General features: G+C 57.0%; 19 protein-coding genes. 4 read left to right on the forward strand and 15 right to left on the reverse strand.

Features of this window, described 5'->3' with window-relative positions; genetic code table 11:
- Positions 1-677: 677 nt before the first annotated feature.
- The 5 genes from Q0248_RS04035 to Q0248_RS04050 all read right to left on the reverse strand — a co-directional run bounded on the left by Q0248_RS04035 (position 678) and on the right by Q0248_RS04050 (position 6,964).
- Positions 678-1,940 carry a lipopolysaccharide biosynthesis protein gene (locus Q0248_RS04035; protein ID WP_299320002.1) on the reverse strand — a complete coding sequence of 421 codons (1,263 nt, stop codon included), beginning with the start codon at positions 1,938-1,940 and terminating at the stop codon, positions 678-680.
- A gap of 90 nt (positions 1,941-2,030) precedes the next feature.
- Positions 2,031-3,236: a UDP-N-acetyl-D-mannosamine dehydrogenase gene (gene wecC / locus Q0248_RS04040; protein ID WP_299320005.1), complete on the reverse strand. Its 1,206-nt coding sequence runs from the start codon at positions 3,234-3,236 to the stop codon at positions 2,031-2,033.
- Between the two features lie 33 nt (positions 3,237-3,269).
- Positions 3,270-4,310: a glycosyltransferase family 2 protein gene (locus Q0248_RS07500; RefSeq protein ID WP_363316763.1), complete on the reverse strand. Its 1,041-nt coding sequence runs from the start codon at positions 4,308-4,310 to the stop codon at positions 3,270-3,272.
- Positions 4,301-5,827, reverse strand: coding sequence for a lipopolysaccharide biosynthesis protein (locus Q0248_RS04045; RefSeq protein WP_299320008.1), 1,527 nt, complete (start codon positions 5,825-5,827; stop codon positions 4,301-4,303). Before Q0248_RS04045 ends, Q0248_RS07500 begins: the two co-directional genes overlap by 10 nt.
- Positions 5,828-5,830: 3 nt before the next feature.
- Positions 5,831-6,964: an MraY family glycosyltransferase gene (locus tag Q0248_RS04050; RefSeq protein ID WP_299320011.1), complete on the reverse strand. Its 1,134-nt coding sequence runs from the start codon at positions 6,962-6,964 to the stop codon at positions 5,831-5,833.
- Positions 6,965-7,871: 907 nt separating this feature from the next.
- Here Q0248_RS04050 and Q0248_RS04055 point away from each other — a divergent pair.
- Positions 7,872-9,728, forward strand: coding sequence for a 2-oxoacid:acceptor oxidoreductase subunit alpha (locus Q0248_RS04055; RefSeq protein ID WP_299320013.1), 1,857 nt, complete (start codon positions 7,872-7,874; stop codon positions 9,726-9,728).
- Positions 9,729-9,732: 4 nt separating this feature from the next.
- Complete coding sequence (locus tag Q0248_RS04060) at positions 9,733-10,776, forward strand: 2-oxoacid:ferredoxin oxidoreductase subunit beta (protein WP_299320014.1); 1,044 nt, start codon at positions 9,733-9,735, stop codon at positions 10,774-10,776.
- A 110-nt stretch (positions 10,777-10,886) separates the two neighbouring features.
- On the opposite strand, the gene udk is transcribed toward Q0248_RS04060, so the two are convergent.
- The 10 genes from udk to metK form a co-directional block, all read right to left on the reverse strand.
- Positions 10,887-11,510, reverse strand: a complete 624-nt coding sequence (gene udk / locus Q0248_RS04065) for a uridine kinase (protein WP_299320016.1) — start codon at positions 11,508-11,510, stop codon at positions 10,887-10,889.
- Between the two features lie 29 nt (positions 11,511-11,539).
- Complete coding sequence (locus Q0248_RS04070; RefSeq protein ID WP_299320017.1) at positions 11,540-12,811, reverse strand: glycoside hydrolase family 3 N-terminal domain-containing protein; 1,272 nt, start codon at positions 12,809-12,811, stop codon at positions 11,540-11,542.
- Positions 12,812-12,826: 15 nt separating this feature from the next.
- Positions 12,827-13,228, reverse strand: a complete 402-nt coding sequence (locus Q0248_RS04075) for a GtrA family protein (RefSeq protein ID WP_299320020.1) — start codon at positions 13,226-13,228, stop codon at positions 12,827-12,829.
- 37 nt (positions 13,229-13,265) lie between these two features.
- Complete coding sequence (locus Q0248_RS04080) at positions 13,266-13,961, reverse strand: CDP-alcohol phosphatidyltransferase family protein (protein WP_299320022.1); 696 nt, start codon at positions 13,959-13,961, stop codon at positions 13,266-13,268.
- A gap of 117 nt (positions 13,962-14,078) precedes the next feature.
- On the reverse strand, positions 14,079-16,232 hold the full coding sequence (locus Q0248_RS04085) for an Ig-like domain-containing protein (RefSeq protein ID WP_299320024.1): 2,154 nt from the start codon (positions 16,230-16,232) through the stop codon (positions 14,079-14,081).
- Between the two features lie 25 nt (positions 16,233-16,257).
- On the reverse strand, positions 16,258-17,595 hold the full coding sequence (locus Q0248_RS04090; protein ID WP_299320026.1) for an L-serine ammonia-lyase, iron-sulfur-dependent, subunit alpha: 1,338 nt from the start codon (positions 17,593-17,595) through the stop codon (positions 16,258-16,260).
- 12 nt (positions 17,596-17,607) lie between these two features.
- Complete coding sequence (locus Q0248_RS04095; RefSeq protein ID WP_299320027.1) at positions 17,608-18,450, reverse strand: 5'-nucleotidase, lipoprotein e(P4) family; 843 nt, start codon at positions 18,448-18,450, stop codon at positions 17,608-17,610.
- On the reverse strand, positions 18,447-19,046 hold the full coding sequence (locus Q0248_RS04100; RefSeq protein ID WP_299320030.1) for a thymidine kinase: 600 nt from the start codon (positions 19,044-19,046) through the stop codon (positions 18,447-18,449). Before Q0248_RS04100 ends, Q0248_RS04095 begins: the two co-directional genes overlap by 4 nt.
- Entirely contained in the window at positions 19,043-19,495 is a 453-nt protein-coding gene (gene tsaE, locus Q0248_RS04105) for a tRNA (adenosine(37)-N6)-threonylcarbamoyltransferase complex ATPase subunit type 1 TsaE (RefSeq protein WP_299320033.1), read from the reverse strand. The genes Q0248_RS04100 and tsaE overlap by 4 nt, the downstream gene beginning before the upstream one ends.
- 561 nt (positions 19,496-20,056) lie before the next feature.
- The gene (gene metK / locus Q0248_RS04110; RefSeq protein ID WP_299320035.1) at positions 20,057-21,355 is read right to left on the reverse strand and encodes a methionine adenosyltransferase; all 1,299 of its coding nucleotides are present in this window, start codon (positions 21,353-21,355) and stop codon (positions 20,057-20,059) included.
- 452 nt (positions 21,356-21,807) lie between these two features.
- Between metK and Q0248_RS04115 the strand changes: the two genes are divergently transcribed.
- The gene (locus tag Q0248_RS04115; RefSeq protein ID WP_299320038.1) at positions 21,808-21,990 is read left to right on the forward strand and encodes a hypothetical protein; all 183 of its coding nucleotides are present in this window, start codon (positions 21,808-21,810) and stop codon (positions 21,988-21,990) included.
- Positions 21,991-22,416: 426 nt separating this feature from the next.
- On the forward strand, positions 22,417-23,142 hold the full coding sequence (locus tag Q0248_RS04120) for a dihydrodipicolinate reductase C-terminal domain-containing protein (protein WP_299320039.1): 726 nt from the start codon (positions 22,417-22,419) through the stop codon (positions 23,140-23,142).
- Positions 23,143-23,145: the final 3 nt, after the last annotated feature.

Below are 23,145 nucleotides of genomic sequence, written 5' to 3' on the forward strand. Positions count from 1 at the left end.
GCCAGACTAGTGTATACGCACCTACAGCCCACGAAAGGTAATTACATTGGGATTTTTTGATCCGTTCATATAATGAGGTGTTATATGTCTCATTATGGGATCGTCTTTTCTCGATTGAATGAAATCCAATGAAAACCAAAATATGTTGTAGCGACAGATAAAACACGCCTAACACAAGAGCTTCGTTTACAGGAGTGGCCCCAAATAGGATGATCTCTCCCGCACTCTGTCGTCCCCATAGAGAAAGGCCGTTAACCCCAACAAACTGTAAAGAAGCCAGCATCAAGATGTGAAAGGGATGGAAATCTCGAGCATATCGTACTTCTCTGATCAGCTGCACAGTGAAAGAACATAAGAACCACAAGCATATAAAGAGGAATAAGGCTGAAGAACCCTCCAACGAGAATCCATATATCAACACTGCGAATAGAATATGTACAAGGAATTGCAGGTACAGGAATTGTTGTCGTAATCTGATAATATTCATGCCTTATCTTGTAATCAAAACTTATAATCAAAACTTACCATTCTCTTTGGGAAAGTCCGATAGAAATGAAATAGCTTAATGTTTTGGCTCTCGATACGCTAAAAATGCTCCCGCTGTCTCTAACTACGATCAAGAGGATTAAAACCACATGCAGTACTGTTCCAAGGAGGCGGATATGGTTACGTGGGGATTATAAGGTTCCGCTATTCAACCTCCTTCCGTACTTCGTTGTATATGTAGCCATAATTATGTGAGCAACTAATAGGCTCAATACGACTTGGGACAAAGAGCTTCTCCAAGATGCTAGGGTAAAAGCGAGGGCAAGAGACGTTAAGGCAGAGGCGATATATAGAACCCCTAGCTTCGTATGATTGTTGGTGGCTATTAGGGTTATGCTGCTTGCTGTCCAAACACTTTCTAAGACGAGTATAACCAAGAATGAAGCCATGAGCGAATAGCTAAAGACAATGGCACCCTGAGTCCAGAAATCATATAGATAAGGACCGATAATAAGCAGTGCTAGTGAAGCTGCTATTGCACCCAAGAAAGTCCACTTTACAGCCTTCCGGTGCAGTGCTCTCATCCGTTCGTAGTCCTTCTCACCATAGGATATCGAATACTCTGGCCAGACGGATGAGTTGATGATCCCCAATAATCCTTTAGTCGAATTGCATAGAGTCCTCGTTGTATTGAATAATACAACACTGTCCGCGCCAAAGAAACGATTAACTAGCAATGTATAACCCTGTAGTACGATTGTATGCCCTAAGGGAAAGAATAAGAAGGATACGGACGGGAATAATAAGCTCCTGAGCTCCCTTAGATTGATTGAATTCCAAGTGAACCTGTAGTTATAAAACTTCTTGGCGTCCCAGACTTTGAATGGTAGCAATACGATGTAGGGGAGAATCAGTAGCGAGCTCAGCCATGTTAATGGTAGATCTAGATAGAGCACAAGCCCAGTTATCGCGATAGTCAATAACGTAGCGACATAGTCCAAATACATTCCCCGGCTCATATTGTGGGTCGCTCTATAGATCGCATTGGGCACCCCGAAGAGCATCTTGATGAAGATATTGACTGCCAGCGCTGTGAAAATCCATGTGGCCTCTAGCGTCGTTAATCTACCTAGGCTCAGATACTCTTTGATGTCAAAAAAGAAGGTCGAGACCCACCATAGCAAAAGGGAAAGTCCACCTACAGCGGCTATGATTAGGATGTTGTTGGTGATTAATGTATCGCACTCTTTTTGCTTGTGTTCAGCTAATCTAATCGCGAATAGATTTTGGGTGACCATATTCAGCCCCCCATCGGTCATTTGGAAGAAGGCAGTCGCAGAGGTCAAGACTATCCAGTCGCCATATAGCTCATTCCCCCAGATGTGTATATAGAATGGAATTAGGACTAGCTGATTGGCTATGTTAAGCAGTATTCCGAGGAATGATGCGAACATATTCTTCCGAATAGGTGAGTTGATTCGCTTGTATAATGATGCAAATGACATAGATACAGTTTCCTCGAATTGCTTGTGTATTTCTTCTCCCTAGCGCTTGAAGACGCCGCAGAAGTCGAGCACGACATTGGTGGTGTCGTGGGGAAGGGCCTTGAAGGGTGTATGTGCCGTCAGGAAGGCGATGATGTCGGCACGCTCATAGGCTTCGCGATACTCGGTGAGCGTGTAGTTCTTATAGCTCGAGACGTTGGGCTCGACGATGAGGAGCTGATGCTCTGGGTGCTCACGCTGTACCTGTTCCATGATGTGGATCGCGGGCGACTCACGCAGGTCGTCGATGTCTGGCTTGAAGGCAAGTCCCATCAGGGCGATGACGGGCTTGCGACCATGCTTCAGCTCAAACTCTAGAGCCGCGCTGTGGATACGTTCAGCGCACCATACAGGCTTGTAGTTATTGCGCTCACGTACGAGGGCAATCATTTGGCTTTCACCTGGGAAGGCAGCCGTGAGGAAGTAGGGGTCTACTGCGATGCAGTGGCCACCGACACCGCAGCCTGGCTGGAGGATGTTCACGCGGGGGTGCTTGTTCGCTAGCTCGATGAGCTCCCATACATTGATCCCAGCCTTATCGCAGATGAGTGAGAGCTCGTTGGCGAAGGCAATCTGAGCGTCACGGCTAGCGTTCTCCGTCAGCTTGCACATCTCTGCTGTACGGGCATTGGTAGGGTGCAGCTTGCCTTGGACGAACTGAGCATAGAAGCTCTGCGCCTTAGCCGTTGACTCGGGATTGATTCCTCCGATGACTCGGTCATTGTGCACCAGCTCGTGGATCACATTGCCCGGGAGCACGCGCTCGGGGCAATAAGCAACGTAAATCTTATCCTTGAGCTCGGGGCGCTGGCTGAAGATGAGTTCAGCCATCAGCTCCGTCGTACCTACAGGAGAGGTGGACTCGATGACAAAGAGGTCTCCTTCCTTGAGGAGAGGAAGTGCTGCGCGGGTGGCAGCCTCTACATAGGATATGTCGGGCTCATGATCTCCCTTGAAGGGGGTGGGGACGACGATGAAATACGCGTCACTAACCTCGGGACTTGTCTGGGCATACATCTGACCCGTGTGTACGACCTCTTGCAGCAGCTCCTGTAGACCAGGTTCTATAATATGCAGTTCCCCCGCGTTGGTCTTTGCGACAACGTCGGGATTGATGTCGACACCGCAGACCTTAACACCATGCTTAGCTGCGATGATAGCAGTGGGGAGGCCGATGTAGCCTAGCCCGAGGAAACAAGCTTTCATAATCCTATTACAGTACTTTTGTTGATTCTAGATCTATTTTTTGCGAAGGTGATGATAGCCTTTGAGAAGCGAATAATACGCGTTGAATAGCAGGTGTTGGAGTGGGATCGGGAGGTAGAGATAGATCCAACACAGGATTCTCTCCCGGCTAGGGCTCGCTGGATTAGTGCTGGCAGAGGCGATATCCTTTCGATATGAACTTAATCGTTCAAGCAAGGCTTTCTGCTCCGGCCCACTCGTTTGTCCCCTGTAAGCATACTCGATGGTGCGTAAGAGAGTTCCCCTTAAAAACCCATTGATATCCTGTCGGTAGTGAGTATCCCTTATGTTAAAGTGGTCTATGGCTTTGTCAAATGCAGTTCGTAGCCGCGCAAGGGAGTGCTCTGACTCTTGATATGGGTGGAGCCTCTTTGATAAACTACCTAGATGCTGTATATATGAATACTCAGTACTAGAGCGGAGGAGTATTTGCTTAACATACAGCATATAGGTTAGGACGAAAAGATGATCCTCATGAAAAAATATGCTAGTATCAAACTGCAAGGAGTGCGATCGTATCAGCTCTGTGCTGTACAACTTCAGAAAAGGGTAGCCTGAATGTAATATTTGATATCTAGGTATAAGCGTATCTACCTCATCTGGGGTAATGAGTTTGTCGGGATAAGCGATAGTCGATAGAGGCTTCCTCCCTAGATCGGTCATAATACGCATTCCCTGCAAGACTAAAGTGTTCTGCTCAGGAATCCCGTGTGCAAAAAATTCCCCGATGTACTTGGGGCCTATAAGATCATCAGAGTCAAGGAAACACAGCCAAGGCGTCCTAGTCTCTAATATGCCTTTGTTGCGAGCTGCTCCTGGCCCAGAGTTCTTCTGAGATAGTACCCGAACTCTAGAATCACGCTGCTGGTATGCCTCGCAAATTTTGAGTGAGTTATCCGTACTTCCATCGTTGATGAGGAGTAGCTCAAACTCCTTGAATTCCTGTTGGAGTACGCTCTCGATACAATCAGCCAGATATTTAGCGGCATTGTACACAGGAACAATAACCGTTACTTGCGCTATATTCATTTCCATACTTTGAGCTTACTCTTTATTAGGGTTGCTATCTGGGTCCGTTCGTTGCGCTCTAGCCCGATGGTGTAGATAATTATAAGAATAAGTAACAGACTACTGGTACTCCGCAGAATAATAGCTCCCAAATTATTGCCCTGGATATAACTTTGGATGCTCCAACTTACGGCAAAGCTCAGCAAAACAACCCCTACAACTGGGAGTAGGTAGCGTATATAACGTCGTATAGATAGCCCAATACTTTTAGTAACAATGTACAGCCGAACGATCTGGGCAATGACTTCAGTTAAAAAATATACCCCAATTACTTGGGAGGGAGATATGCCAGCAAACTTGAGTAGTAGGTATGCAACTGGCACTACCATTAGAAGTACAATCCCCTCATAAATCTGGAATTTGCGAATATTACCAGTGGCATGTATCGCAGATAATAACGGGATCCTGAATGGAGAGATGAGTTCTACGCAAAGGAAAATCACTGACATCTCTGCTGTGTAGGGTGGAATCTCTCCTAGCCAAAGATTAAGTACCGATTCAATGGATATGAGTAATGGGGCTACAAGCAGGAGGGTTAGGTAGAAACCATATTTAGAAGACATGAGGATCAGTGTGTACACAGCCTCCTTTTGACCTTGGGCATACTGCTTGATGATCTGAGGGCGGACCGCTGTCTGAAAACTCAAGATGATGTTCTCAATGGCTGTCTGTATTTGTACAGCAAAGCCTCGGGCAGCATTAGCTATTGGGCCAAAGAATAGGTTGAGCAAGATATTGAGCCCCTGTGTGTAACCAATAACGGAGAGACTGCCAGAAGCATTCCAACCTACAAAACCTAAGACCTCCTTCCCAATGACCTTGTCGTATCTAGGCTTTGCTCGTTCTTCATTGAACAAATAATGGCTAACTAGGCTATAGGTCAGATTTACTAACAGCTGGATGGCCAAAGTAAATAGTCCAAAATATAGGAGGCGGTCTACTTCGAGACGACTAATTAAGATGACAGCACAGAGCCTCAGGAGAGCCTCGCCAATGGCAACGTAAGCATAAATATCCATGCGCTCATGGGCCATAATAAGCGAGCTGTCGGGCACGGAGATAATTGATGCTGCTGCGGAGATTGAGAAGAGTTGAAGTAGCCAGAAGGCCGTGTCCGCTCGCTCAGTAGGAATGTCCAGCATCGAATATACGAGATAGTGAGCGACGAGCTGGGTTGCGATGATAAATAGCAGAGCAAGGCCTATGTGTAGGAACTGTAACGTCGAATAATAGCGTCGAATTTTCTCAACAAGCCCTTCTCCTAGCGCATGGGTAATAAAGCGGGAGGAGGCTCCAGCGAGAGAAGAGTTGAGAAAGGACAAAGATACGATGATCCCTCCGATTAGATTATATACCCCCAAGTCTACTACTCCTAGGCTCTGGAGTAGCACGCGCGAGGTATATAGGCTAACCCCCAGCACTAATATCATGCGTAGGTAGAGGAATAGCGTATTCTTTGCGATTTGCTTGTGTCCAGTTGCCATATTCTATTCTCTATAGAGAGGGCATGAGCTGCTCCGCACTGCCTGCAGCCTGCGGGCTACGACGCCGACGAAGGCGAGGTAGGCGACGTAGTCTAGGACGAGTGTCGCCCAGACGTTCGTAGTCGTGAGGAGTACTAGGTGAAGTACCCCGAGAAGGACTGCGCTCAGCAAGATGATGAGGCGGGTCCTGGCCTGAGAATAGCCCTGGTCGAGCAGATAGTGATGTATATGATGGCGATCCGCAGAGAACGGGCTGCGGCGCCTGTAGATGCGCAGGAAGAAGAGGCGTGCCGTGTCGAACATCGGGAGTAGCAGCGGCGCTGCTCCCAGTGCTAGAGGGGCTACGTCTAGTCGTGTGATGACTTCGCTAGGCAGGCTCAGCGACTGAAGCCAAAAGAAGCTGACTATAGTGCCTAGCGTCAGGGAGCCCGTGTCCCCCATGAAGAGCTTGGTCTGGCTCGTGGACCTGCCCCATACATTATAGTATAGGAAGGGGATAAGGGTCGCGATCACCGCGCAGGCAAAGACTGCAATGCCGCTATGGGCCGCAGTCCCTAGGCAGCTAAAAAGGAGTAGGTAGAAGCCCATCGAGAGGACGACGAAGCTCGCTGCGAGCCCATCCAGGCCATCGATGAGGTTGAAGGCGTTGACGACGAGCATTACGGCTATCACGAGGAGCGCCATCTGCAGGAGATGCGGCAGGTGGGTGAGGGGCTCGAAGCCCGAAAACGGAGCTGCGGGTAGCTTAAGTACCAGCAGGATGGCGGCGAGCATCTGTATCGGAGCTTTGAAACTTGCCTTTAGGCCCGACAGGTCATCAAAGATCCCCGTGACGTAGAGGATGAGTGTAGCCAGCAGCAGGTGTAGGTACTTCGAGTTGACCTCAAAGGGGACCACTCCTGTGAGGAGGGGGGAGAGGAAGGCTGCTAGGGCGAGGCCGAATAAGATGCTGGGGAGGAAGCTCAGGCCTCCAAGACGAGGCACGGGGAGCGAGTGTGAACTGCGTTCGTTCGGTTGGTCGTACAGCTTGTGCGCGTAGGCAATACGGAGCACCTTCTTGAGTAGAACCCAAGAAAGCCCTAGCGCGCCAACGCTAGCTAAGATGACACTTACTAAATCTCCCGTACGCATGTTCATAATGAGCTTCTAGGCTAGAACTTAAGGTGACTTGATATCAGGCGGTTAGCCGATGTCTGCATTATACCGTCATCTAGCCCGGCCTACGCGCAAAGATAGCGCAAGTCTAGTAGTTGTGCAAGTCTAGAGGCTAAATAGTCAGAATGGTAGGAAGATGTCAGTAACTGGAGCTGTAAGTCCGCCCACACTGATCCTCCTCTGGAGGGTAGATTTAGGGGCTGAAGTGAGAGCACTCATGGATAAGCCGCATCGTGCTGAGGGCTAACTGGTGTCGAGAAAAGTAATATAAGAACTGGCGCTGAGGCTTATCAGTCAGCGCGCTGATGGATAAGGGGGACGAGTAGAAGTTATATAATAAATCTCGCTGAGCCCCTGCTCGGGATTTGCTAAGTCCTTGGTGGGAGATCGCCCTAAGACGGCTTGGGGCTCGCCGAGGGAGGGCTGTAGGCTCGATGAAGGCCTATGATTTACTCGCTTGTGGGACTAGCCGCACTTGTCTGAAGGGTAGCTGGGGGGAGGGCTACGGACGGTGAGCTTAGTTGGCCTGCTCGAGGCTTGGGCTGCTCAAGCAGAATATGTCAGTAACAGAATGTCAAGTTCTGAGCGATATGTGGCCCTCCAGGGAGGGAATCTGCCACAAATAGGGTGGAGGGGCGCGCTTCGCAGGGTAGAGTCGGGATGAGACCGTTGAGGCCAAACCTCTAGGCTTCTTGGCATTTTGCTAACTCTAGTTTATTCCTTAGCTTTGTGACAAGCAATAAAGCTACTTAGCTGTTAGAGCAAAGCGGCCTCTATCACTTATCAAACGGTGTCCAACGATGCTACGACCTATGGGCAAGTCCCGTGGGGAGTCCCTCGCGGCCGACTTGCTGTGACATACACATTATTATATAGTTAGTTTAAGACTATGGACGAACAGAAAGCGGTCAAGACGCTCAAGGACATCGTCATCCGATTCTCAGGAGACTCGGGTGACGGGATGCAGCTGACGGGGACGATCTTCTCTGACCTCTCTGCCATGACGGGGAACACCATCTCGACCTTCCCAGACTTCCCAGCTGAGATACGTGCCCCACAGGGTACGCTGAGTGGGGTCTCCGGCTACCAAGTACAGATCGGCTCGCGAGCGGTGCGTACCCCAGGGGAGCGCGCTGATATCCTCGTGGCTATGAACCCCGCGGCCCTCAAGGTCAGCGTGGGCTACCTCAAGAAGGACTCGATCATCATCATCGATACCGATTCCTTCGCAGCCAATGACCTGCGCAAGGCCGAGTTCCAGACCGAGGATCCCTTCGAGGAGCTCGGGCTACGTACCCAGCAGATCATCCCTGCGCCTATCTCCTCGGTCGTGAAGGAGGGGCTCAAGGACTTCGGCCTTGATGCCAAGAGCGCCCTGAGATGTAAGAACATGTTCGCTCTGGGGCTCATCTGCTGGCTCTGTGATCGTCCACTGGGACCAGCTGAGGCCTTCCTCGACCGCAAGTTCGCCAAGAAGCCCCAGCTGCGCGACGCCAATAAGGCCTCGCTCAACCACGGCTTCGACTTCGGGGCCAATACCCACGCCTCGGCAAGCATCTTCCGTATCGAGACGCAGAAGCCTACTCCAGGCCGCTACCTCGATATCAACGGGAATAAGGCTACCGCCTATGGCCTCATCGCAGCTAGCGAGCGTGCCGGGCTGGAGCTCTTCCTCGGGAGCTATCCCATCACTCCTGCGACGGACATCCTCCACGAGCTAGCCAAGCACAAGGCGCTTGGGGTAAAGACGGTGCAGGCTGAGGACGAGATCGCCGGGATCTGTACCGCTATCGGTGCGGCCTTCGGCGGTGACCTCGCCGTGACGACGACCTCTGGCCCAGGCCTTGCGCTCAAGGGCGAGGCGATCGGGCTGGCTGTGATGGCCGAGCTGCCGCTGGTCATCATCGACGTCCAGCGTGGGGGGCCCTCTACGGGGCTGCCTACCAAGAGCGAGCAGACCGACCTCATGCAGGCGCTCTACGGACGCAATGGGGAGGCTCCGCTCCCCGTCGTCGCAGCTACGACGCCTGATACCTGCTTCCTCTATGCCTATTGGGCTGCCAAGCTCGCCCTCGAGCACATGACGCCCGTCATCCTGCTGACGGACTCCTTCATCGCGAACGGCTCCAGTGCCTGGCGCATTCCCGAGGCCGATACCCTCCCCGACATCAAGCCTCAGTACGTCGATCAGCTGCCCGAGGGGACAGAGAACTGGCGTCCCTATCTACGCAACGAGGAGACCCACGTGCGCTACTGGGCCGTACCGGGTACCCCAGGCTTCGAGCACCGACTCGGGGGACTGGAGAAGAACTACAAGACGAGCGCCATCAGTACCGACGCGGCTAACCATGCCCTCATGGTCGCTACCCGTCAGGCCAAGATCGACTATATCGCCAACAGCATCCCGCTGCTGGAGGTAGAGGGGGATCAGGACGCCGAGGTCCTCGTCGTCGGCTGGGGGGGCACCTACGGCCACCTCTACGAGGCAACGCATAAGGTGCGTGAGCGCGGCTACAAGATCGCCCACCTGCACTTCAGCTTCATCAACCCGCTACCTAGCAATGCCGCTGAGCTGCTGCTACGCTACAAGAAGGTTATCGTCGCTGAGCAGAACCTCGGACAGTTCGCCCGCTACCTGCGTGGCCTGATCCCAGGCTTCGCCCCACGTCAGTACAACGAGGTGACTGGACAGCCCTTCGTCCTCTCGCACCTCATCGAAGAATTCATCAAGCTAATCGAGGAGTAAGATCATGGATACGAATGCAAATGCCGTCAAGCTCGATGCTAAGAGCTTCAAGAGCGACCAGTACGTACGCTGGTGCCCAGGCTGTGGTGACCACGGCGTGCTGGCGACGCTACAGAAGGCTATGGCTGATGTAGGGGTGACGACGGAGCAGACCGCCGTGATCTCGGGGATCGGCTGCTCCTCGCGTCTGCCTTACTATATCAATGCCTATGGCTTCCACACGATCCATGGTCGTGCCGCAGCCATCGCTACGGGGCTCAAGACGGCTCGTCCTGACCTCTGCGTCTGGATCGCCACGGGGGATGGTGATAGCCTCGCTATCGGGGGGAATCACTTCATTCATGCCGTCCGCCGCAATGTGGATCTCAACTTTATCCTCTTCAACAACCGCATCTATGGGCTGACGAAGGGGCAGTATTCGCCTACCTCCGAGCGCGGCTTCGTCTCCAAGAGCTCGCCCTACGGCACGGTGGAGGATCCCTTCATCCCTGCTGAGCTCTGCTTCGGGGCTCGCGGTCGCTTCTTCGCCCGCTCGCTGGACATTGACATGAAGCTCCTGGGCACCTGCATGGTAGCAGCCGCTCAGCATAAGGGCGCGGCTATCGTCGAGGTGCTGGTGAACTGTGTGATCTTCAACGACGGCGTACACAAGGGGGTAGCAGATCGCGCCACCCGCGAGGAGCGCTCCATCGTGCTGCATCACGGAGAGAAGATGATCTTCGGTAAGGAGAAGAACAAGGGGATCGTCCTCGATGGGCTTCGGCTCAAGGCTGTGACCATCGGTGAGGACGGCTATACGCTGGACGATGTGCTGACGCACGATGCACACGAGGAGGATCCTACGCTGCACACCATGCTCGCTATGATGGGGACCAATGATGATATGCCCGTAGCTATGGGCGTCATCCGCGACGTCGCAGGCATCAGCTACGACGAGGCGGTCACGCAGCAGATTGAGGAGGTCAAGGCTCAGAAGCCAGGCATCCGCAAGCTAAAGGACGTGCTCCTCAAGGAGGCCTACTGGGAAGTCAAGGCCGAGGATCTCTAGTCCTAAACCATGCCTGGAGCGCCGCATAGCGCTCGGTGGACAGAACGACAAAGGGGTTAGCACCACGTAGGTGCTAGCCCCTTTGTCGTATCCTAGGAGGTCGAGGTCGCCTAGCGGAGGAGGGAATGGATATTCTCCACCAGGAGGGAGAGGGCTACGGGATTCATGCCGCCCTCGGGGATGATGATGTCGGCGTAGCGCTTGGAAGGCTCTACGAAGTCCCGGTGCATAGGCTTGACGGTAGAGAAGTACTGCTTGAGCACCGAGTTCATGTCGCGTCCGCGCTCCTGGACATCGCGCACGAGGCGGCGTGCTAGGCGTACGTCAGCATCGGTATCGACGAAGACCTTGACGTCCATCAGTTCGCGTAGCTCCTTATGTTCGAGGATGAGGATACCATCGAGGATGAGCACCTTGGCAGGGTGTACGAGTACCGTCTGCGGGAGTCGGTTGTGCTCGGTGAAGGAGTAGACGGGGCGCTGGATGCTCTGTCCCTGCTTGAGCTGGCGGATGTGCTCGATCATCATATCCGTGTCGAAGGAGTGTGGATGGTCGTAGTTGAGCTGGGTGCGCTCCTCGAAGCTCAGTTCGTCGTGGGCCTTATAGTAGTAGTCGTGGCAGAGCGTGGTGACGTGCTCCTCGACAAAGGCCTCCTGCAGCTTGCGTACGAGGGTAGACTTACCAGAGGCTGAGCCTCCAGCGACACCAATTACCGTAGTTTGATTAGGACTCATCGGGATGATTTTATGCTGATAGTGATTGTTTACTTGCGGCGAGAGGCAGCGCCCGTGGCTGCCGTGGGGTCTTGCTCCTTGGCCTTCTTGCTGCTGAGCTGCTCGAGCTGCTTCCTGAGGCGCGCTTCGTCGCTCGTCCAGATACGGCGCTTGACTTCTTCGGGGCTGGCCTCCTGGCTGGTGCCAGGGTGGACGATGAGGGCGTACTTGAATCGTAGGATCTTCTTGCACTTCTCCTCCAGCAGCTGGGCGGAGATCTGCCCCTTGGTGAGGGCTTGCTCTAGCTCCCGTAGTGCCTGCTGGGGCTGAGGAGGGCCAAGGAGGATGTCGTTGCCTGCCAGCAGCGCTGCGACGATGAGGGATTCCCCTGGCTTGACTTGTGCGCCCTTCATCTCGAGGGCATCGGTGAAGATGAGTCCCTTGAAGCCCATCTGCTTCTGGAGCAGCTCCGTGGTGATGGGGCGGCTGAGGGAGGCGGGTCGTCCCGTAACATCATAAGCGGGAACACGTAGGTGGGCTGTCATCACACCGCCATAGCCAGCGGCGAAGTAGCTACGGAAGGGAGCGAGCTCGAGTGCCTCCATCCGTGCCTTGCTGGCGCCCACGCTCGGGAGCGTCTTGTGCGAGTCCTCAGAGGTGTCGCCATGGCCAGGGAAGTGCTTTGCTACGGAGAGGACGCCGCCCGACTCGAGTCCTTGGGCGTAGGCCAGTGCTCCACGCTTGACCTCTTCCACAGTGCTGCCGAAGCTACGCGTGCCGATGACAGGATTGCGCGGATTGCTGTTGACGTCTAGCACGGGGGCGAAGTTGATGTGTATCCCCATGAGGCGGCATTGGCGGGCGACCTCACGGCCGTAGGCCTCGAGGAGCTGGGGGGAGGCGGCTGCGATCTGCTGGCTACGGGGATAGCGCGGGGCATCCTTGAGGCGCATATAGAGCCCCCATTCGCCGTCGAGGGCGATGAGCAGGGGGGTACGGGCTGCCTGTTGTAGGCGGAGGGTAAGCTGGCGCTGCTCTGCCAGCAGTCCCTTCTGGAAAAGGATGCCGCCCCACTGCTCCCGCTTCAGGCGCTCCAGCAGCTGTGTGCTGTCGGCGGGGATGGGGTAGATGATGGGCATGAGGAGCTGCCCGAGGCGCTCGCGGGTGCTGAGCTCCTGATATACACTGTCGACCCAGCGCTCCATAGGACGCTGGGGGACACCCTCTAGGATGCGTAGGGATCTAGGGGCAGTGGGGCGCTGGGCTACTAGTGGGAGCGCCGCGAGTAGTAGGAGGGTGCAGCGGAGAAGAGGAGTGATCATCTCGAGATCATGCAGTTACTTAGGCGCGCGGCGGAAGACCCAGAAGCGCTGTAGGGTGTAGTTGAAGAGGACGGAGACGACGAGGTCGGCTGCTAGCTTACCCAGCTTGTAGTCGACACCAGCATAGCGCTGCAGTGCATAGGTGCCTAGGTACTTGAGCAGGATGCTGCCCGCGACGGTGAGGGCAAAGCGGAGGAGCTGCCCCTTGAGACTGCTCGTGTAGCCCGCCTTAGGGTCGCTGCTGCGGAAGGTCCAGTAGCGATTGAGCGTGAAGTTGATGATCGCCCCCACGACACCTCCGATCGCAATCGCCCAGAAGAGGGGGAAGCCTAGGAGCTGACGGCAGCAGACCATCAGCCCATAGTCCACGACAGAGCCAGCACCAGCTGAGACCTGCGCTAGGGAGAAGGTGAGCACTAGGGCTCGGAGACGAGCGCGGATTCCCAAGGGGCTCCTAGGACTCGGATGAGTGCTCCTCCTTCTGCTCGAGGCGTGCAGCAGCGTCACGCTCGTTGGCCAGTGCCAAGAGACCTGCGAAGTCTGTGAGGAAGGCGATGAGCAGGACGACCGAGATAGCGAGGCCTATCCACTGGATGCTGCCTGGGAAGAAGTACTCGCTAGAGAAGAGCAGGGCGAGGATGATACGCACCTCCGTCGGGCCGAGGAGGCCCGAGTCGATGGAGTAGCGGTCGGTGACCTTGTAGCGGAGCTGTGAGATGATCATCTCTGCACCGTAGAGGGCGACGAAGATGAAGCCGACGAGCTTCCACTCAGACGCTACGTAGCTGTAGTAGCCTAGCCCGATAGCTACGATGCCTATCCAGTCGACGACGATGTCGAGGCAGAAGCCGAACCACTTGCGGGGCTTACCTCGGTAGTAGGCGAGGCGTCCATCGAGCGAGTCGCCGAACCAGTTGATGGCGAAGCCCAGGGGGGTGAGTAGGAGCCACCAGCTCTCACCCGTCAGCGCCCCGAGGAGCATGAAGAGGGCTACGAGGAGGTTACCACAGAGCCCGATGGTGGTGAGCATATTGGAGGTGACCCACCGCGGCATACGCTCGACGAGGTAGGCGATGAGGGCGAGCTCCTGGGTGTGGAGCACGTTGGTGCGCTTGCGATCTTGGCTGATCGACTTCTTTGTATCCGACATAGGGTATGATGTCTTTGTGCTGGTTGGCCCCAAGCGGGGAGGGGTGAGGCTGCTGTTCTTATTCCATATTAGAGTACTAGCGAGGGCCAAGGCTTAGTCGCTACCTCGAGTGGCTGGCTAGTGTGGCTGGGCTAGCTGGGGCTGTGAGGCGGCTTTGCCGCCCTTACCCCAGCGCTTGTAGTACTCGATGTTCTTGTCTATGCGCTGCTTCTTAGCCGTGTCGGGCTTGACCTTGCGCAGCTCTTGGGGCTTGGACTCCATAGGATCCGTGGCACGGATGTCCCACTGCTCCTCGGTGGTGAAGCCCTTCTTGATGGCGAAGGTCTGGGGGCAGTAGTAGACCTCCTCGGGCTGTCGGGGGTAGTCCCCTGGCGTGAAAGCGCCATTGTCGTCTGCGTCTACGATGAGGCGCAGGTAGTACTCCCCTGGCTTGAGGTCCTTGAAGCGTACCTCGAGGCGACCTAGGCTATCGGAAGCTGCCGGCTTCGCGCTGGGCTGGCTTAGGCTATCGCGAGCGGCTTCCTTGGGGCGTTGGGTGAGGCTGTCCACTGCTCCACGTGCCTGCTGGCGCTGCTTGCTGAGCAACTGCTGGAGGACGGCATCGGAGGCCTCGGACTGGGGCGTGGGGCTGGCCTTGGGCTGAGCCGTAGTACGCTGCGTGCTGTCCTTAGCGATGGGGAGCGCTTTGGCCTGGGCGATGACGGCGTCGCTCTTGTCGAGGAGCTGCACGAGGGCGTGCTCACGTATGCCCTTGAGTTGGACGGAGAGCTGGCCAAACTCCTGCTCCGCAAGGGTGCTTTGGCGGAAGCTCAGTGAGTCGGCTGCCGCCCCGTAGATGTCGCGTACGGCTGCCGAGTCGAGCTTCAGCTGATACTGCTGTCCATAGCCTCGGGCGAAGTGTAGGCTGTAGCTGAGGCGGTCGAGACTGTCCTGCACGAGGGTGAAGTCAAGGGGCTTCGTTGTGGAGTCCACCGTCACCGTTAGCCGCAGCGCCTCCTTGGACAGCTGAGCGAGGGGACGGCTTGCGGTGATCTTGAGGCTATCCTCTAGGCTTTGGGCGCGTAGCCCAGTGGCGCCGCTGGCCAGTAGCTGCAGGGGGGATTTCTCTACCTCGCCTTTCTTGGTACGCGGTGTCCGTAGACGGGGCTTGAGGAAGCTGAGGGTATCGGTATGCAGGGCTACGCGCTGCAGCGAGTCGGTGTGCTCGTAGCTGAGAGCAAAGCGTACTGAGTCCCCAGCGATGAGCTCGGCATCGCGCAGCCATAGGTCTAGGGTGCGTCCCTTCATGCTCACCAGATAGAGCTGGGCGGCAGGGGCGCTGGGCTTGTCTAGAGAGCGGATGACGGGGAAGCTACCCGTCGGGGAGAGGAACTCTATGCGGCAGAGGAGGCTATCCACGCGGCTGTGGCGCTCTATACCCTTGCGGATGATGTTCGGCACGGAGTAGCGCAGGGCTACATCCTGGGGATAATAATAGGTATAGGGGCGCGTGATCAGGCTGTCGCGGTGGAGTGTGTCGCGCCGCACGATGGAGTCGATGCGCAGGGTGTCGGTGCGGAGGCTGTCCTTGAGCGAGGTGCGGTAGCTGCGCGGGCTGAAGGCGAGCCCTTCGCTGGGCTCGTTGTAGCGGTAGTTCCTATCGTTGTCCTTCGTGGCGAAGACGAGGTAGGTGGAGTCGGGGAGGCCTCTCAGGGTGAAGCGCCCCATCTTGTTGCTCTTCGATACGTAGGGGAAGGTACGCTGGGCCAGCGTGCTGTCGCTCATTTGCGCTGGGTGGTAGGCGCCGATGAGGAGGTCACCGATGGGCTCATAGGTGAGGGCATCGACGACACGCCCCGAGACCTGCATGGAGTCTACCTTGTCCCCCGTGGAGAAGAGGTAGGAGAAGTCCTCGAGGGCGTTGTCCTCATTGTTGTCCATGATTGCGTCATCGAAGTAGAAGCTGTAGGTCGTCGCTGGGCGTAGGCTATCCTCCAGATAGATGATGACGCTGTGCCCGCCCGTGGTGATGCGTGCGGGCTTGAGCTGGGCGGGGGATACGATGATCTTATCCTGGTCGCTGGAGAGCTTGATATACTCGTCGAAGTTGAGGACGAGCCGTCGGCTACGTACCCCCGTGGCCTTGTTCGAGGGGTTGGCCTGCAGGAGGCGTGGAGGCTGGGTATCGTAGGGGCCTCCCTCTGGGGCACCTTGGTTCGCACAGCTGCCGATGAAGAGGGCGCTGAGGAGGAAGGCAAGGACGAAGCAGAGGGTATGCTTGGGATAGGTCATCTAGGAGGTCTGTCGTTGGGAGTCTTTAGTGAGCAGCGGCCTTGGCCTTCTTGCTCGTCATGATCTTGAGGACGTGCTGGTCGGTCAGAGCCATACCCTCACGCCCTAGCTCGGCGAGGTTGCTGATGCAGCGGTCTATGTCCTCATCCACGATCCCCTCGTTACCCGTCACGACCTGCCCCTGCATGGACAGGAGGGCGGCGATCATCGCAGAGCCCACGCCTGTGGAGGCCTTGAGGCTACAGCTGGGCTTGGCGCCATCGCAGATCATCCCTGCGACATTGCCTATCATGTTCTTGATCGCACCGATGGCCTGGTCTCGTGTGCCACCGAGTAGGTAGGTCAGAGCGCAGGCTGTGCCTACCCCCGAGACGACCATGCCGCAGAGGCAGGACAGACGTCCCAGCTGCTGCTTGATGTAGATGACGATGAGGCTGCTGAGCATCAGCGCTCGTGTAGCCTGCTCTCGGGTAGCCCCCTGGTGCTCGGCGAAGGTGAGGACGGGGAGCATGGAGGAGATCCCTTGGTTGCCGCTGCCCGAGTTGCTCATCACCGTCACGGGTGCTCCGTCCATACGGGCGTCGCAGGCCGAGCTCGTGTAGGTGAGCATCTGCGAGAGGACGGTGTTGCCGAAGAACTGCTTCCCGAGGTCGCTCTGCATCATCTTCCCGAGCTGGTGCCCGCAGCTGTGCTCGAGGGAGTACTCGCTGGCACGCTTGTTCTGCTGAGCCGCCTCGTAGATGAAGTCCATGTCCTCGATGGGGCCCGTGAGGGAGTACTCGTAGACGAGGTCGAAGTCGAGGCGGATGTCCGTGTCCTGCTCGGGGCAAGGTGCACCCTCACGCTCTGTCTCGACCTTCTGTCTCGAGGCCTGCTGGGGGACGCCATCCAGCTCCAGCTCTGTAAGACCCGTGTGGGTGCGGCAGAGGACGGCACGTGCGCAGTGCCCTGCAGTGTCCTCCAGGAGTGCCTCCACATAGAGCTTGTCGATGCCCTCGCCCTCCTTGAGTCCGATGGAGATCAGGCCGCTGTCTACGAGCTGCTTGGCGCGCTGGAGCTCCTCGCAGCTGAAGCAGTCGAGGAGCTCCAGCTGCTTCTCAGGACGCGCTAGGATAACCCCGAGGGCAATAGCGATGGGGATGCCGAACATGCTTGTCCCTGGGATGCCGACCCCGAGGGCGTTCTTCAGCATGTTGGCGCTGAGTAGTACCTCGACGCGGGAGAGCTGGTCTCTATCCTCGAGGAGGGAGGCTGCATAGGCTACGGTCAGCGCCACGGCGGCAGGCTCTGTACAGCCTGTAGCTGGTACGACCTCGCGGTGCACCAGCTCGGCGATCTGCTTCAGCTGACAGGGGGTAAGCATAGGTGGGGCGGCTTAGGGGTGGCTACGAAGGAGCTGGGGGAGCTTCTTGTCGCGCTCCTTGAGGGGAAGGTAACCGCCGTTCATAGCGGGCTCCCAGGTGCCGTAGTTGGGGTTGGGCAGCACGATGAAGCGTCGGCCGAACTCGCGGGAGAGCTTCGCCACAGCTGCCTCACGCGTCTGCTCCTGCTTGCTGTCGAAGACGTGGTCGAAGTCCCCGAGGTTGTCCCCGAGGAGCATCAGGATCTCGTACTGCTGGAGTACGGCGTTGCGGCGTGCCGTCTTGTCCGAGTTGCGGGAGGCATCGCGCAGCATCAGGTGCTGGTCGTCGGCCTGCGGTAGCCCGAGGCTGCGGAGGTTGCGCAGCGTGCCCGCACGGTTGGCCTCATCACGGTTGGAGATGTAGAAGATCTGTACCCCGAGGGAGTCCGCCTTGCGGAAGAAGTCGACGGCACCAGCCAGCGCGATGGCGGAGGCCTGGTCGCACCACTTGTCCCAGGAGGCCTGGGTGAAGTCCTCTCCCTTGAGGGCTTGGTGCACGGAGTTGGCACTGTTGTCTACGATCGTCTCGTCGATGTCGGTGACGATAGCCCAGCGGTGCCCGCCTCGGGCTGTGGCGGCCAGGAGTCGCTCAGTGGCGATGTTGTAGGCCTGATGGCAGAGGGCCTTGTATTCGGCGGAGCGCTGGATCCAGGCCGAGGTATAGAGCTTGCCTCCCAGCGTGGGGCTCATCGCCTCGGGGCTGGCCTTGGGCGTCATGACGCTGCGGTCATTACCCACGGCGATGATGCAGCTGGAGGTGGTCGCTAGGGCGAGGGAGCTAGCTAGCGCCATGGTGAGGTAGGTACGGCGGATCATAGGTTCTTGCTTTCGTGTGATGTATGCTGGTGATTGAGGTAACACTTGCGACAGAGCGGGCTGTACTCCTGGGCTTCCCCGAGCATGACCTGCTGGTCGCCCGCTACCAGGCGGTAGGAATAGTTGGCCCAGCTGCCGCACTCGACGCAGATGGCGTGTATCTTGTCTACATTGTCCGCGATGCAGCAGAGCTCGGCCATAGGGCCGAAGGGGCGCCGCTGGAAGTCCATGTCCAGCCCTGCGATGATGACGCGCACGCCTTGGTCGGCGAGCTGCTCGACCACGGAGATCAGGCCCTCGTCGAAGAACTGTGCCTCATCGATCCCGATGACATCCACGTCGGAGGCCATGAGCAGGATGCTGGAGGAGCCTGATACGGGGCTGGAGGGGATGGCATTCTGGTCGTGGGAGACGACCTGCTCTACGTCGTAGCGGGTGTCTATGCTGGGCTTGAAGATCTCCACGCGCAGCCCTGCGATCTTGGCCCTGCGTAGGCGGCGCAGCAGCTCCTCCGTCTTGCCGCTGAACATCGATCCGCAGATGAGCTCGATGCTCCCGCGCTCGCGTGCGTGCCCTGTCTCGAAGAGGTTCATCATCGTCCCACCCCTCCCTCGGCACGTATGCGGAGCTCGCGCGTGCCGTCGGCCAACTCACGCAGCTCTATATATAATGTATCCTCGGGGAGTAGGGGCTCGAGGACCTCGGGCCACTCGATGAGGCAGATCGCGCCGCTCTGGAGGTAGTCGTCGGCGCCAAGATTGAGCGCGTCCTCCAGCCGCTCCAGTCGGTAGCAGTCAAAGTGATAGATCACTTGTCCCGAGGGCTCAGCCTGATACTCGTTGATGATGGAGAAGGTGGGGCTATTGATCACATCCTTCACTCCTAGGCGCTCGCAGAGGGCTTTGATGAAGGTGGTCTTCCCAGTCCCCATGGGAGCTAGGAAGGCAAAGACTCTGCTCTGGGGCAGCACCTCGCGGATGAAGCGATCGGCGACATCGCCAAGCGCCTCAGGGGAGGGAAGTAGATAGCTGGTGTCTAAGTCCATTTGTTCGTTGCCTCGCAGGGTAAGCTATACCCTACATATAGGATATTACAAATTTAGGACATTCGGCGCATATCACCGCATCCCGAGCTGCGGGCAGAGGGCTGATCTCTTGCTAAGGCTCAAGGTAGGCTGCTCTTGCTCCCTGCCCCGGGATGGTGGAGCTATAGGCGGTGCGGTAGGCCTTGCCCTTAGCCCTTGTAGCCTCACGAGTAGACTGCGAAGGCTGCTACAAGAGCTCCTGGCAAAGGACGTAAGGAGGATACCGCAGGGTGAGGCCTTAGCCTCAGCTCTGTGAGGGATATCCCTCGGCCTGCTGACGGCTACCCCTCATGCTCGTGATGGATGCCCCTCAGCGCTCTGACTGATATCCCTCACGAGGGCTCCCTCTATGGGCGCAGTTCACGGCGACTTGACTGTCCTCCCTTCGATTATATATAGGAAGGGTAGGGGGAGAGGCGCTGCTTAGTCCCGATAGAAGCAGCTAGCCCCGATAGCGCGGCAGGTGCCGTCTATCGGGGCTAGTAGAGGATGGGCTTAGCTCCTAAGAGGGAGCTGGAGCTGCTAGGCCTGGATGCCGAAGGCCTCGCGCACCTGATCTACGTAGTCGAGGCGCTCCCAGGTGAAGAGCTCGACGTCGAGGCTCAGCGTGCTACCGTCGTAGTTATTGACCGTGCGGGTCACGCGGCGGGGCTCACGTCCGAAGTGTCCGTAGCTCGCCGTAGCCTGGTAGATAGGCTTGCGCAGCTGCAGGCGCTGCTCGATGGCGTAGGGGCGTAGGTCGAAGAGCTGCTGGATACGCGCAGCGATCTCGCTATCGCTCAGCCCTACGTGGGACGTGCCGTAGCTGTTGACGAAGATGCTGATGGGCTCGGCTACCCCGATGGCATAGGCCAGCTGCACGAGGAGGCGATCTGCGACGCCAGCGGCGACGAGGTTCTTGGCGATGTGGCGCGCGGCGTAGGCTGCCGAGCGGTCTACCTTAGAGGGATCCTTACCCGAGAAGGCGCCCCCACCATGCGCTGCACGACCGCCGTAGGTGTCAACGATGATCTTGCGCCCCGTGAGGCCCGTGTCTCCGTGAGGGCCTCCGATGACGAACTTACCCGTCGGATTGACGTAGAGCTTGAAGTCCGTGTGCTCGATCTGCTCGAACTCAGCAGCGTAGCCAGCAAAGACGCGGGGTAGCAGGTGCTGGCGGATGTCGGCCGTGATCTTGGCCTGCATCGCGGCATCAGCTGCAGCCTGCGCCTCGGGGCTCTTGTCCTCAGGCTGGATGAACTCATCGTGCTGCGTGCTGATGACGATGGTGTCGATGCGCAGAGGCTTACCCCCCTGGCTGTACTCGACCGTGACCTGGCTCTTGGCATCGGGGCGCAGGTAGGGCATCAGCTCGCGCTTCTCCTTGCGGATGCGTGCTAGCTCCTCCAGCAGCGCGTGTGAGAGGTCAAGGGTCAGGGGCATATAGGAGGGGGTCTCACGGCAGGCGTAGCCGAACATGATCCCCTGGTCTCCAGCTCCCTGCTCCTCAGGGCGTGTACGGTCTACCCCACGGTTGATGTCGGCGCTCTGCTCGTGGATCGAGGAGAGCACGGCGCAGCTATTGCCGTCGAAGCAGTAGTCACTCTTGTTGTAGCCGATCTGGCGTATGACCTCGCGGGTGATCTCCTGGAGGTCTATGTAGGCCTTGCTCTTGACTTCGCCAGCGAGGATCACCTGCCCTGTCGTGACGAGGGTCTCACAGGCGACCTTGGACTGCGGGTCGAGGGCGAGGAAGTGGTCGAGGATGGCGTCGGAGATCTGGTCTGCGACTTTGTCGGGGTGTCCTTCGGAGACGGACTCCGAGGTGAAGAGGTAGCTCATAGCTATATATCTTGTAGTTATTTGGTTGATAGGAGGCTGAGCGCCTATAACGTAAAAAGCCTTGGCTGCAGTGGGGCAACCAAGGCGCGATAAGGGCGTTCACTCTGTCCTGCCGCAGCGCTCGAGCCGCTAGGCTACTGGGGGCGGCGTGACGGGTTTAGCATTTTTTCGCGTGGTTGCAAGCATCACAAATCTGTCCACGTACTGGTCTCTTAGCCGCTGCAAAGGTACGAAAAAAAGCGATGTAGCTCATCTCGTCCCTTGTGGCGTGCCCTAGGGAGTGGGGCGGTGCGCTAAGTGCCTCGCTTCCCTTAGGGCGCTTCGGCTTGGGGACGGGAGCTCGGGGGCGCTACTCCTTGTCCTAGTGGGAGCTAAGTTATTTGGCTTATTCCTTGATTTTGGCTACGTTTGTACCAAGCCGTCAACGTGTAAGGTACTAATAACAGTATAGCATGAAAAAAGTCTTAGGTCTCGACCTCGGGGTCGGATCCATAGGGTGGTCCCTCATCGTCCTCGACGAAGACCAGCGTCCCGCCGAGATCCTCGGCATGGGCTGCCGCATCGTCCCCCTCATGCAGCTCTGGCAGCTGCGTGCCGATGCAGCGCCCTCTGGGCGACAGCTGAGCCTACCCTAAGCCATCAAAGCTTGTATCATGATAACACGCACGCTTTACTTTGGGGATCCTGCTTATCTGTCGCTTAGGGACAGACAGCTTGAGGTACACCTAAGACAGGGTTCCCCTAGTAAAGTATCATCACGGACGATCCCGATAGAAGATGTCGGGGTCGTCCTCCTCGATGATTTTTAGATCACCATTACCCACGGCGCCTTGAATGCGCTGCTGGGGCAGAACTGCACTCTCAGCGCTCTGATGGGTATCCCTCGGGTGGGGGATCGGGCTACCGAGGAGGGCGCGGCTACCATTCTATGGGGGAGCTGTGACTGGGTACAGGCTGGGGCATTCCCCTCAGTATTTGTATCTTTGCTCTAAGCTCGCGCTGCGCTAGGGCTGGAGCTTGCCCTCGCGCGCATACCTATTATTAGTATAGACTAGTCAAGGATGAAACAACTCAAGATAGTACTCATCGGCTACGGCAAGATGGGACGCATCATCGAGCATATCGCTCAGGAGCGTGGCCACCAGGTCGTGCTCAGGATAGACCGAGGCGAGGAGGCGCTCTTCGACGATCCGCGCTTCGCTTCGGCGGACGTAGCCATCGAGTTCACCTCCCCCCAGGCAGCTTATGCCAACTGCTTGAAGACCTTAGAGCGCGGCCTACCCTTGGTCTCTGGCTCTACGGGCTGGAGCGAGCGCCTGCCCGAGCTCAAGGCGCTCTGCGAGCGGGAGGGGAAGACCTTCTTCTGGTCCTCCAACTTCAGTATCGGCGTCTACCTCTTCCGTCAGCTCGTGGCACAGGCCTCTCGACTGATGCAGCTGGCGCCTGACTATCGCCTGAGCATGAGCGAGACGCATCACGTGCACAAGCTGGATGCCCCCAGCGGTACGGCCATCACGCTGGCCGAGACGGTGCTGGCCGAGCGCCCAGAGCTCGAGCGCTGGACGCTCGGGACGGCTGCGGAGGACGAGCTGCCCGTCGTGGCCTACCGTGAGGGCGAAGTCCCAGGAACGCATAGCCTGAGCTTCACCTCCGGGGTAGATCGCATCGAGCTGACGCACGAGGCCTTTGGGCGCGAAGGTTTTGCCCACGGCGCTGTCCTCGCAGCCGAATATGCCGCCACGCATCGCGGTTGGCTGACGATGGAGGATCTCGTGCAGTCTCGTTAATCC

Source organism: uncultured Porphyromonas sp. (assembly GCF_938046015.1).
Classification (GTDB): Bacteria; Bacteroidota; Bacteroidia; order Bacteroidales; family Porphyromonadaceae; genus Porphyromonas.